The sequence below is a fragment of the Burkholderia sp. 22313 genome (assembly GCF_052045245.1).
GTDB lineage: Bacteria > Pseudomonadota > Gammaproteobacteria > Burkholderiales > Burkholderiaceae > Burkholderia.
In genome coordinates this window covers 25,240-35,158 of record NZ_JBQEON010000054.1, presented here as the reverse complement: position 1 = coordinate 35,158, position 9,919 = coordinate 25,240, and the positions used below count along the sequence as shown (strand labels likewise).

At 63.4% G+C, this 9,919-nt stretch carries 14 protein-coding genes; all 14 read right to left on the bottom strand.

Features of this window, described 5'->3' with window-relative positions; genetic code table 11:
• Window positions 1-7: 7 nt before the first annotated feature.
• The 14 genes from ACTJKF_RS29835 to urtE all read right to left on the bottom strand — a co-directional run bounded on the left by ACTJKF_RS29835 (window position 8) and on the right by urtE (window position 9,919).
• Window positions 8-1,168, bottom strand: coding sequence for an IS30 family transposase (locus ACTJKF_RS29835; protein WP_440625376.1), 1,161 nt, complete (start codon window positions 1,166-1,168; stop codon window positions 8-10).
• 85 nt (window positions 1,169-1,253) lie between these two features.
• Window positions 1,254-1,523 carry a hypothetical protein gene (locus ACTJKF_RS29830; protein ID WP_440628570.1) on the bottom strand — a complete coding sequence of 90 codons (270 nt, stop codon included), beginning with the start codon at window positions 1,521-1,523 and terminating at the stop codon, window positions 1,254-1,256.
• Window positions 1,520-1,804 carry a hypothetical protein gene (locus tag ACTJKF_RS29825; protein WP_440628568.1) on the bottom strand — a complete coding sequence of 95 codons (285 nt, stop codon included), beginning with the start codon at window positions 1,802-1,804 and terminating at the stop codon, window positions 1,520-1,522. Before ACTJKF_RS29825 ends, ACTJKF_RS29830 begins: the two co-directional genes overlap by 4 nt.
• A gap of 82 nt (window positions 1,805-1,886) precedes the next feature.
• Window positions 1,887-2,141, bottom strand: coding sequence for a hypothetical protein (locus tag ACTJKF_RS29820; protein WP_440628567.1), 255 nt, complete (start codon window positions 2,139-2,141; stop codon window positions 1,887-1,889).
• A gap of 289 nt (window positions 2,142-2,430) precedes the next feature.
• Window positions 2,431-2,949 (bottom strand): DUF2778 domain-containing protein, encoded by a 519-nt coding sequence (locus ACTJKF_RS29815; protein WP_440628566.1) that lies wholly within the window; start codon window positions 2,947-2,949, stop codon window positions 2,431-2,433.
• A gap of 13 nt (window positions 2,950-2,962) precedes the next feature.
• Entirely contained in the window at window positions 2,963-3,448 is a 486-nt protein-coding gene (locus ACTJKF_RS29810) for an Hcp family type VI secretion system effector (protein WP_440628564.1), read from the bottom strand.
• A gap of 147 nt (window positions 3,449-3,595) precedes the next feature.
• On the bottom strand, window positions 3,596-4,243 hold the full coding sequence (ureG, locus tag ACTJKF_RS29805; protein ID WP_440628563.1) for an urease accessory protein UreG: 648 nt from the start codon (window positions 4,241-4,243) through the stop codon (window positions 3,596-3,598).
• A 14-nt stretch (window positions 4,244-4,257) separates the two neighbouring features.
• Window positions 4,258-4,938 (bottom strand): urease accessory protein UreF, encoded by a 681-nt coding sequence (locus ACTJKF_RS29800; RefSeq protein ID WP_440628561.1) that lies wholly within the window; start codon window positions 4,936-4,938, stop codon window positions 4,258-4,260.
• Window positions 4,925-5,551, bottom strand: coding sequence for an urease accessory protein UreE (gene ureE / locus ACTJKF_RS29795; protein ID WP_440628559.1), 627 nt, complete (start codon window positions 5,549-5,551; stop codon window positions 4,925-4,927). The genes ACTJKF_RS29800 and ureE overlap by 14 nt, the downstream gene beginning before the upstream one ends.
• A gap of 17 nt (window positions 5,552-5,568) precedes the next feature.
• Window positions 5,569-7,275: an urease subunit alpha gene (ureC, locus tag ACTJKF_RS29790; protein WP_440628557.1), complete on the bottom strand. Its 1,707-nt coding sequence runs from the start codon at window positions 7,273-7,275 to the stop codon at window positions 5,569-5,571.
• A 28-nt stretch (window positions 7,276-7,303) separates the two neighbouring features.
• The gene (locus ACTJKF_RS29785) at window positions 7,304-7,609 is read right to left on the bottom strand and encodes an urease subunit beta (protein ID WP_321808007.1); all 306 of its coding nucleotides are present in this window, start codon (window positions 7,607-7,609) and stop codon (window positions 7,304-7,306) included.
• Window positions 7,610-7,623: 14 nt separating this feature from the next.
• The gene (gene ureA, locus ACTJKF_RS29780) at window positions 7,624-7,926 is read right to left on the bottom strand and encodes an urease subunit gamma (RefSeq protein ID WP_006406310.1); all 303 of its coding nucleotides are present in this window, start codon (window positions 7,924-7,926) and stop codon (window positions 7,624-7,626) included.
• Between the two features lie 238 nt (window positions 7,927-8,164).
• Window positions 8,165-9,040: an urease accessory protein UreD gene (locus ACTJKF_RS29775; protein ID WP_440628555.1), complete on the bottom strand. Its 876-nt coding sequence runs from the start codon at window positions 9,038-9,040 to the stop codon at window positions 8,165-8,167.
• A 186-nt stretch (window positions 9,041-9,226) separates the two neighbouring features.
• Window positions 9,227-9,919 carry an urea ABC transporter ATP-binding subunit UrtE gene (urtE, locus tag ACTJKF_RS29770; RefSeq protein WP_440628553.1) on the bottom strand — a complete coding sequence of 231 codons (693 nt, stop codon included), beginning with the start codon at window positions 9,917-9,919 and terminating at the stop codon, window positions 9,227-9,229.

The window sequence follows — 9,919 nt, the reverse complement described above, 5'->3', positions numbered from 1 at the left end:
TGCGGATTCAACCCGTCGATGCAACGAATTGATGAAAGCGCTCAGCCGGTGTATCGAAGTCTAGCGTCTTTCGAGGACGCTCATTGAGCCGCCTGGCAACAGCGTTGAGCGTGGCCTGTGAATAGGCCGAGAGGTCGATTCCCTTCGGGAAATACTGTCTGAGGAGCCCATTTGTGTTCTCGTTCGAGCCCCGTTGCCAAGGGCTCTGCGGATCACAAAAATAGACCTTGATGTCGGTGGCCACGGTGAAACGCGTGTGATCGGCCATCTCTTTGCCTCGATCCCAGGTCAGTGATTTGTATAGTTCATGAGGAAGCTTGCCGGCGTGTCGGATCAATGCGTTGATGACCGTTTCCGTATCCTTACTGGCAACCTTCACCAGCATCACGAAGCGGCTCTGACGCTCGACGAGCGTGGCAATCTGGCTGTTCGCGCTGCCGAACAGCAAATCGCCTTCCCAGTGGCCCGGTATCGCACGATCATCAACGGTCGCGGGGCGTTCACTAATCGGGACGGTGTCGCAGATTCTGCCGTGGTCGTCGGTCTTCATCGTGTGATGACGCGAACGACGCATAGCTCGCGAGCGCCGTAAATGCTCGAGCAATTCCTTTTTGAGCGCACCACGAGCTTGTATGTAGAGGCTGCGGTATATGGTCTCGTGCGACACCTGATAGTCCCTGTTGACCGCGTACACGTGCTTTAGCCAACCGGCGATCTGCTCGGGCGACCACTGCAGCCGGAGCTTGCTTGCCACGACCTGGGCAAGTTCTCGGTTCCTGACGAGCTTACAGATTTGTGGGCGACGGGCTCGTTCCCAAGCAAGTTCGTCAGCATTGTTCGCCCGATAGCCCGGCATACCTCCGTTCCGCTTGAGCTCGCGGCTAATGGTCGACGGAGCACGTCCGATTCGATTCGCAATCGCGCGAATCGAATCGCCAGCAATCACCGCGCGCGAGATCTCCTCCCGCTCGGCAAGGGTCAGTGCCAATCTCGAACGGTGCCGTTGCTTTGGCTGTATGCCGCCCGCTTCCGCCAGAATCCGTTGTACCGAGGAATGGTTCCGATCAAACAACTGGGCGATCTGCTGCAGCGACTCGCCCGTGCGCCAACGCTCCCACATTAACGCCTTTTGGGTATCTGTATAGTAGATCCGCCGTCTCTGTTTCATGGCAACACTCCTTGCTGCTATGCAGCTTCAAGTGTGTTGCATCGACGGGTTGAATCCGCAGGTAAGAGAAGTCATTCTCGGTCACCTATTTCTCGGCATGCTTTTTCCCGCGATAGTGTCGCCACATCCATATGATCGCTATGTAGGCGAGCACTGACACGATCAGTTCGATAGTTACCCACACCCCGATATACAAATCCTCGGGATCGCGGACACCGAGCCAATCCGAAGCACGCCACCATGCACGCGATTCGGCTGGCGTCCATTCATGGTATGGTCGGACATAACGAAATGAGAGAAGAAACAATCCGACAAACAGCGCGACCTTGAATAGCCTACGGACAAGATAGATCATTCTCGGGCGCTATTTCTCAACATGGCTTTTTCCCCACGATAGTGCTTCCATAGCTTTGTGATCATCATATACGCAAGCGTTGCCACAAGCAGATCAAAAGTCAGCATCACCGGGATATAGACATCATCCGCCTCGTGCAGACCCAGGTTTTGCGCGATGCTCAACCATCTAAGTGCCTCGCTTTCCGGCATCGCCCCATTCCGACCAATGCAGCGCACAGATAGAAGAAACAAGCCGATAAACAGCGCCATCTTGAAAAGTCTACGGGCAAGCGTTGCCATGCAGGGTGGCCTCAATTGTTAAAAATGCATTAAGCCTCGAATTTCAGTCGCGATTTTGAAAGGCCTGCGGATTAAGTCATTCTCAGTCACTATTTATCGACATGTTTTTCCCGCGATAGTGTCGCCACATCCACATGATCGCTATGTAGGCGAGCACTGCCACGATCAGTTCAATAGTTACCCACGCCACGAAATACAAATCTTCGGGGTCGCGGATACCGATCGCCTGTGATGTGTACAGCCATGCGCGCATCTGGCTTTCTGTCCATTCATAGGGGTATGGCCGGGCATAACGAAGCGATAGAGAGAGTAGGCCGATAAACAGCGCGATCTTCAAGATCCTACGAGTAAGGGAGATCATTTTCTGGCGCTATTTCTCAACATGGCCTTTTTTGCCGTGATAGTACCCCCACAGCCTCATGATCGCCACATACGCAAACGTTGCCACGAGCAGATTAGCCAGCAGGACGAGCGGAATGTATAGATCATCGGGGTCCCGAATGCCAAGCCGATTTGCAACGTGTAGCCAAGCGAGTGCTTGACTTTCTGGCATTGGTACAGGATATGTATGGACGTGCGGTACGGAGATGCAGAACAGCCCGACGAACAGCGCCACCTTGAACAGCCTACGGACAAGTGTTGCCATATGTGACGACCTCGATTGTTCCGTATGCGTTAAGCCCTGAATTGCCGGCAGGGATTTTCTTGGTATGCAGAAGCGCCGTGCGGATTCTCAGGAAATCGACACGACTTGGAAGTGTAATGCAGCCAATTGAAATGCCCTGACCACCTGCCGGATGCAATCGAAACTGTCCGCGCTTGGCACCATTAATTCGCGTTTCATCGTCAATCATTCCGTCATCTCGATACAACGCGAACCATTCGCTATGGTCTACCGGACTCCCAATCGCTGAATTAACTGTGTCCTTTATCGAAGCCCAAGCGCGAGACCCAACACCGCCTGTAGGACGGTCAACGATCCAGTATTTGCCGGCTGGAATCGGACCGTTATCGGGCACCGCCGTACAGCCCCCTCGATTCCGATAGATGCCGTTGCCAGAGAACGCATCGAACGTACCCAAACCATCGACGGTAAGGGGCGACAAAAATTCGTTATTCACCAAAAATCTCCCGGTATAAGCCATTGACCGCTCCCGCTTATCCGATGTCATTCCATGAATCGGTGAATTTGATATTGCCGTCGAGGTAATGCCACGTGATGCGGTCATACATCATGGAGACGGCTTCCACGTGATTGAGCGCGGACGCTTGCGACAGTCTGGTATTCGCCATGCCGGGATTGATGCCGCAGACTTTTACGCCTTCGAGCAGCATCACGAAATAGACTTCCTCTCTCCCGGCATCATTGATCCGATACCACTTGATCTCGGCCGATTGCAGGGTTTGCCCCTTCGCCACGGCCTTGTAGAGATAGGGTGTCGCCGCGTCGAATTCCTTTTCGAACGCAATCGGTGAATGCGTACGCTTGCCGGTGATCTTGCCGTTCGCACCATCAACCGGCAGATTTACACCGTGGCCGAAACTGATGATTTCAATGCTTCCTTCGCGGTCCTGGACGGTTGACGAGCCTTTGATGTCTGCGCCGCCATCATCCTTCAGCCACATATGTGCTGGAATCGGCATATCGAAAATCCTCACTTACGAAGAAGGCGTAATGTAAGGATTCGATGCCAGCCAAGTCAATTGCCGTCGCAAAGTCGCCGGAGGCTTTTCGGCAGCGGCCTCGCTCTTGCGTGCGCAAACGCTATGTCGTTCTGCCTGGATACTTATTCAAACCGTCAACAACCCCTTCTTCTCGATGAACGCGACGACCTCCGCGACGCCTTCGAGCGCCTTCAGGTTCGTCATCACGTAAGGCCGCTCGCCGCGCATCTTCTTCGTGTCGGCGGCCATCACGTCGAGGTTCGCGCCGACGAGCGGTGCGAGATCCGTCTTGTTGATCACTAGCAGGTCGGACTTCGTGATGCCGGGGCCGCCCTTGCGCGGAATCTTCTCGCCGCCGGCGACGTCGATCACGTAGATCGTCAGGTCCGACAGCTCGGGGCTGAACGTCGCCGCGAGATTGTCGCCGCCCGATTCGATGAACACGATGTCGGCATCCGGAAAGCGCGACAGCATCCGGTCGACGGCCTCGAGGTTGATCGATGCGTCCTCGCGGATCGCCGTGTGCGGGCAGCCGCCCGTCTCGACGCCCATGATGCGTTCCTCGGGCAGCGCGCCCGCGACCGTCAGCAGGCGCTGGTCTTCCTTCGTATAGATGTCGTTCGTGATCGCGACGAGGTCGTAGCGCTCGCGCATCGCCTTGCACAGCATTTCGAGCAGCGTGGTCTTGCCGGAGCCAACGGGGCCGCCGATGCCGACGCGCAGCGGCGGCAGTTTCTTGGTGCGGCGGGCGGAAGAGGGAGCGGGTGCGTTCATGGCGGATATCGGATTCAGGAGCGGAACAACCGCGAATACTGGGTTTCGTGCCGCGCGGACAGGATGCCGAGCTGCGGCGCGAACGTGTTGATGGCGTCGGGCGGCGTGGAAAGCGCGCGCCGCACGGCCGCGTCGATCGCGCCGCGCAGCGCGACGATGATGCGCTGGCCGGCAAGCTGGCCGAGCGGCACGGCTTTCAGCGCGGCGGCGGTCTGGTTCTCGACCCAGCCGAATGCGTATGCGGCGAGCACGGCGTCGGCGCCCGCGTCGTGCGCGGCCGCCGCGTAGGCGAACGCCGTCGGCAGCGCGATCGGCGCCAGCGACGCGAGCGTCGCGCGGCGCGCGGTATCGCCCCATTCGAGCGACGCGCAGAGCTGCGCGAGCGACCAGCCCATCTGCTCGGTCTCGCGGCGCAGTTCCGACGATTCGCGACTAGCGACGAACCACGCGTTCTCGCGCGCGAGCGCATCGGCGTCGTGCGCCTGCCAGCGGGCGAGCTGGTGCGCGAGGAACGGCAGTTCGCCGTGCGCGAGCACGTCGGTGAGCCCGCTCGCGATCCAGTCGCGCGCGGTGTCGGCGTCGCGGATCAGGTTCGCGTCGAGCGCGGCTTCGAGGCCTTGCGAATAGCTGTACGCACCGATCGGCAGTGCAGGCGACGCGAGATGCAGCAGCGCGACGAGTTCAGTGGTGGTCATGGCCGTGGTGGCCGTGCGAGCAGCCCGGACCATGCTGATGATCGTGATCGTGATCGTGATCGTGATCGTGATCGTGATCGTGCGAATGCGAATGCCCGTGGTGCTCGCCGAACACCTGCTGCGCGAGCGCGTAATCCTCGGCGAAGGTCGCATCGTGCCCGTGCTTGTGGCCGCCGCCGTACGCGCCGGCTTCCGGCTGGAACGGTGCGCTCGTCTCCTCGACCTGCGTGCCGAGCCGGCGCAGCATGTCGGCGAGCACCGGATCGGCTTCGAGCTTCAGGTAGCCGTCACCGATCTCGACCGGCGTGTGACGGTTGCCGAGGTGATATGCGGCGCGCATCAGCGTGAGCGGATCGGCGGCACGCACGCGCAGCACGGTCTCGGGCGCCGCGGCGATGCGCACGAGCGCGCCGTCGTCGGCGACGAGCACGTCGCCGTCGCGCAGCACGGTGCCGCGCGGCAGCAGGACCGCGACGTCCTCGCCGGTGTCGAGCGTCGCCGCGAGGCGGCTCTTGCAGCGGGCGTCGTAGGCGAGCGTGAGCGTCGGCGCGCGCGCGACGAGCGACGCGGCGAGTCTCACGTTCGGGGCAATGCGTTTGTCGAGGGTGCGCATGGAACGAAAACCGGAAATCAGAACAGGAAATAGCGCTGCGCCATCGGCAGCACCGCCGCCGGCTCGCAGGTGAGCAACTGGCCGTCGGCGATCACGTCGTAGGTTTCGGGATCGACGCTGATCGACGGGCGCCACGCGTTGTGGATCATGTCGGCCTTCGTCACGTTGCGGCAGTTGCGCACCGGCACGACGCGCTTGGCGAGCCCGTAGCGTTCGGCGATGCCCGCGTCGGCGGCCATCTGCGACACGAAGGTCAGCGACGTGCGCGCGAGCGCGCCGCCGCGCGTGGCGAACATCTCGCGGTAGTGCACCGGCTGCGGCGTCGGGATCGAGCCGTTCGGGTCGCCCATCTGCGCGACCGCGATCATCCCGCCTTTCAGGATCATCGACGGCTTGATCCCGAAGAACGCCGGTTCCCACAGCACGAGGTCGGCCCACTTGCCCGGTTCGATCGAACCGACTTCGTGTGCAATGCCGTGCGTGATCGCCGGGTTGATCGTGTATTTCGCGACGTAGCGCTTCGCGCGGAAGTTGTCGTTGCGCGCGCCGTCTTCCGGCAGCGCGCCGCGCTGCACCTTCATCTTGTGCGCGGTCTGCCAGGTGCGGATGATCACTTCGCCGACGCGGCCCATCGCCTGCGAGTCGGACGACAGCATCGACAGCGCGCCGAGGTCGTGCAGGATGTCTTCGGCCGCGATCGTCTCGCGGCGGATCCGCGATTCCGCGAACGCGAGATCCTCGGCGATCGACGGATCGAGGTGATGGCACACCATCAGCATGTCGAGATGCTCGTCGAGCGTGTTGATCGTGTACGGGCGCGTCGGGTTGGTCGACGACGGCAGCACGTTCGCTTCGCCGCACACCTTCAGGATGTCGGGCGCATGGCCGCCGCCCGCGCCTTCGGTGTGATACGTGTGGATCGTGCGGCCCTTGAACGCGGCGACCGTCGATTCGACGAAGCCGGCTTCGTTCAGCGTGTCGGTGTGGATCGCGACCTGCGTGTCGGTGTCGTCGGCGACCGACAGGCAGTTGTCGATCGCGGCGGGCGTCGTGCCCCAGTCTTCGTGCAGCTTCAACCCGATCGCGCCGGCCGCGACCTGCTCGACGAGCGGCTGCGGCAGGCTCGCGTTGCCCTTGCCGAGGAAGCCGAGGTTGATCGGCCAGCCGTCGGCCGCCTGCAGCATCCGCTCCATGTGCCACGGCCCCGGCGTGCAGGTCGTCGCGTTGGTGCCGGTGGCCGGCCCCGTGCCGCCGCCGAGCATCGTCGTCACGCCCGACGCGAGCGCCTCGTCGATCTGCTGCGGGCTGATGAAGTGGATGTGCGTGTCGATGCCGCCCGCGGTGACGATCAGCCCTTCGCCGGCGATCACTTCGGTCGCGGCGCCGATCGCGATCGTCACGCCGGGCTGGATGTCGGGATTGCCGGCCTTGCCGATCGCGGCGATGCGGCCGTGCTTGATCGCGATGTCGGCCTTCACGATGCCCCAGTGATCGAGGATCACCGCGTTCGTGATGATCGTGTCGGGCACGTCGGCGGCCACGCGCTGCGACTGGCCCATGCCGTCGCGAATCACCTTCCCGCCGCCGAACTTCACTTCCTCGCCGTAGATCGTGTAGTCGCGTTCGATCTCGATCAGCAGTTCGGTATCGGCGAGCCGCACGCGGTCGCCCGTCGTCGGCCCGAACATTTCCGCGTACGCGCGGCGGCTCAAGCGTAGTGTCATGTCTCGTTCCTGAAGAGCGGGGCGCGGCTTACAGCGGCCCCATCACCTTGCCTTGAAAACCGTAGACGGCGCGTTCGCCGGCCAGCTCGACGAGCTCGACCGTGCGCGTCTGGCCCGGCTCGAACCGCACGGCCGTGCCGGCCGCGATGTTCAGCCGAAAGCCGCGCGCGGCCGCGCGGTCGAACGACAGCGCGTCGTTCACTTCGAAGAAGTGGTAATGCGAGCCGACCTGCACCGGGCGGTCGCCGGTGTTCGCGACGACGAGCGAGCGCGTCGGGCGGCCTGCGTTCAGTTCGTGCTCGCCGTCGTCGGTGAGGATTTCGCCGGGGATCATGCGGGTGGCCTCGGTCACGGAATCGGATGGTGGACGGTGACGAGCTTGGTGCCGTCGGGGAAGGTGGCCTCGACCTGGATGTCGGGGATCATTTCCGGCACGCCGTCCATCACGTCGTCGCGCGTGAGCAGCGTCGTGCCGTAGTGCATCACCTCGGCGACGGTCTTGCCGTCGCGCGCGGCTTCCATCAGCGCGGCGGTGATGAACGCGACCGCTTCCGGATAGTTGAGCTTCAGCCCGCGCGCGCGGCGACGCTCGGCCAGCAGCGCCGCCGTGAAGATCAGCAGCTTGTCCTTTTCTCGGGGAGTCAGTTTCATGAAGGCAGTCGTTCAGGAAAACGTAATTTTTATCGGTGCGCGAGGTTTCGTGCAGGGTGCGGACCATCGTAGCACCGCGCCATTTTCCGTGCGTCGTGTATCCGTTATGTAAGGAGCAAGGCTTGTGCCATGTCGATGGAGTGCCGCGCGCCGCGCGTTCGTGGTGCGCGATGCATGGATCGGGGGCAGCGCGCGCGGCGATGCTGCGCCGAAACGGTGCGCGGCGAGCCCGGCGTGCTCAGGTTTGCCAGAGGCGCAGCGGTCGTGCATCGACACCGTGCACGATCGGCCGCAGGTGCAGCCAGCAGTCGGTGAAGTGACGCTGCAGCGCTTCCATCGACGTCGACAGCGCGCGCACCAGCACGACGCCCGGCGTCACGCAGGTCGCGCCCGCGCGCAGCGTGTCGTCGAACGGCATGCGCGCGGCGAGCGCTTCGGCGAGTGCCGCGTCGCAGGCGGCGCCGGCCGCCCACAGCGTGCCGTACACGGGAAAGCCGGCGAGGCCCTGCAGCGCGCCGCGCAGCGGATCGTGCGCGTCGAGCAGCGCGCGTTCGGTCCACAGCGGCAGGCCGTCGGCGTCGACGAGTGCCGAACCCGATACGACGCGGCCCGCCGACCACGTTTCGCCGGCGGCCTGCCGGCCGAGCTGCGTCGCGTCCCAGCCGATCGCGCTCGCGCCGGCGCCGAGCGTGACCGTGAAGTCGAGCGCGGCGTGGGCCGCGTCGAAGAACAGGTTGTTCTGCGGCAGCCAGTCGAGCTTCGCGTGCGCGCCGACCGTGATGCCGATGCGCTGCGTCGCGTCGAGGCCGTTCGACTTGTACCACTTGGTCGCGCCGGGTGTCGTCAGCACCGCGTGCGTGCCGTTGCCGAGCGCGATGTCGATGTCGAGCCGGTCGCCGCCCGCGACGCCGCCCGGCGGGTGGACGATCACCGCGTGGCAGATCGCGTCGCCTTCCGGGTACAGCGGCCGCTGCACGCGCAGCGGGCCGTCGTGCAGCCGGTGCATGAGCGTCGTGCGCGCGCCGTGCCGTTCGAAGCCGAGTTCGAGGCGGCCATGCCACGACTTGGCGACGGCAGGGCGGGACAGCGGAGCGTGGGAGTCGAGGGCGGACATCGGCGGGGAACGTGAGGAGCGGGAGCGGCGCGGTGGACGGGAAGGCAACCGCAACACTATACGATTCAGCTTTCGCGTGGCTGAACGCGACGTGGACGATTGGCGGCGGCACCGGGGCGCTGACGTACCGAAGCTCGCCGCGCCGACGAACGCTTGACCGGCACCCGTCCCGCGCCGCCTTCGTCGCTACACCGCGATCAGCTCCCGCACGCCGTTCGTCTCCATGTCCTGCGCATCGCCACCCGCGACGATCTCGCCGCGGCTCATCACCCAGTAGCGATCCGCGATCGTGCGCGCGAAGTCGTAATACTGTTCGACGAGCAGCACGGTCATCTTCGACTCGTCGACGAGCTGGCGCAGCGTGCGGCCGATGTCCTGGATGATCGACGGCTGGATGCCTTCGGTCGGCTCGTCGAGGATCAGCAGCTGCGGCGCGCTCATCAGCGCGCGGCCGATCGCGAGCTGCTGCTGCTGGCCGCCCGACAGGTCGCCGCCGCGCCGCGCGCGCATGTCCTTCAGCACCGGGAACAGGTCGTAGATGCGGTCGGGCACCTTCGATGGCGCCTTGCGGCTTGCCGCGCCGACGAGCAGGTTCTCCTCGACGGTGAGGCGCGGAAAGATGTCGCGGCCCTGCGGCACGTACGCGAGCCCGGCCGCGACGCGTGCATACGGCGGCAGCGCGCCGAGCGCCGTGCCACGCCACGACATGCTGCCGCTCTTCGCGTCGACGACACCCATCAGGCAGCGCAGCAGCGTGCTCTTGCCGACGCCATTGCGGCCGAGCAGCACGGTGAGCTTGCCGTCGTCGGCGGCGAGCGTCACGTTGCGCAGGATATGGCTGCCGCCGTAGTACTGGTTCAGTGCATCGATCTTCAGCAT

Coding starts and splice junctions, on each gene's coding strand:
- ACTJKF_RS29835 (WP_440625376.1), bottom strand. CDS start 1,168: ATGAAACAGAGACGGCGGATCTACTATACAGATACCCAAAAGGCGTTA.
- ACTJKF_RS29830 (WP_440628570.1), bottom strand. CDS start 1,523: ATGATCTATCTTGTCCGTAGGCTATTCAAGGTCGCGCTGTTTGTCGGA.
- ACTJKF_RS29825 (WP_440628568.1), bottom strand. CDS start 1,804: ATGGCAACGCTTGCCCGTAGACTTTTCAAGATGGCGCTGTTTATCGGC.
- ACTJKF_RS29815 (WP_440628566.1), bottom strand. CDS start 2,949: ATGGCTTATACCGGGAGATTTTTGGTGAATAACGAATTTTTGTCGCCC.
- ACTJKF_RS29810 (WP_440628564.1), bottom strand. CDS start 3,448: ATGCCGATTCCAGCACATATGTGGCTGAAGGATGATGGCGGCGCAGAC.
- ureG (WP_440628563.1), bottom strand. CDS start 4,243: ATGAACGCACCCGCTCCCTCTTCCGCCCGCCGCACCAAGAAACTGCCG.
- ACTJKF_RS29800 (WP_440628561.1), bottom strand. CDS start 4,938: ATGACCACCACTGAACTCGTCGCGCTGCTGCATCTCGCGTCGCCTGCA.
- ureE (WP_440628559.1), bottom strand. CDS start 5,551: ATGCGCACCCTCGACAAACGCATTGCCCCGAACGTGAGACTCGCCGCG.
- ureC (WP_440628557.1), bottom strand. CDS start 7,275: ATGACACTACGCTTGAGCCGCCGCGCGTACGCGGAAATGTTCGGGCCG.
- ACTJKF_RS29785 (WP_321808007.1), bottom strand. CDS start 7,609: ATGATCCCCGGCGAAATCCTCACCGACGACGGCGAGCACGAACTGAAC.
- ureA (WP_006406310.1), bottom strand. CDS start 7,926: ATGAAACTGACTCCCCGAGAAAAGGACAAGCTGCTGATCTTCACGGCG.
- ACTJKF_RS29775 (WP_440628555.1), bottom strand. CDS start 9,040: ATGTCCGCCCTCGACTCCCACGCTCCGCTGTCCCGCCCTGCCGTCGCC.
- urtE (WP_440628553.1), bottom strand. CDS start 9,919: ATGCTGAAGATCGATGCACTGAACCAGTACTACGGCGGCAGCCATATC.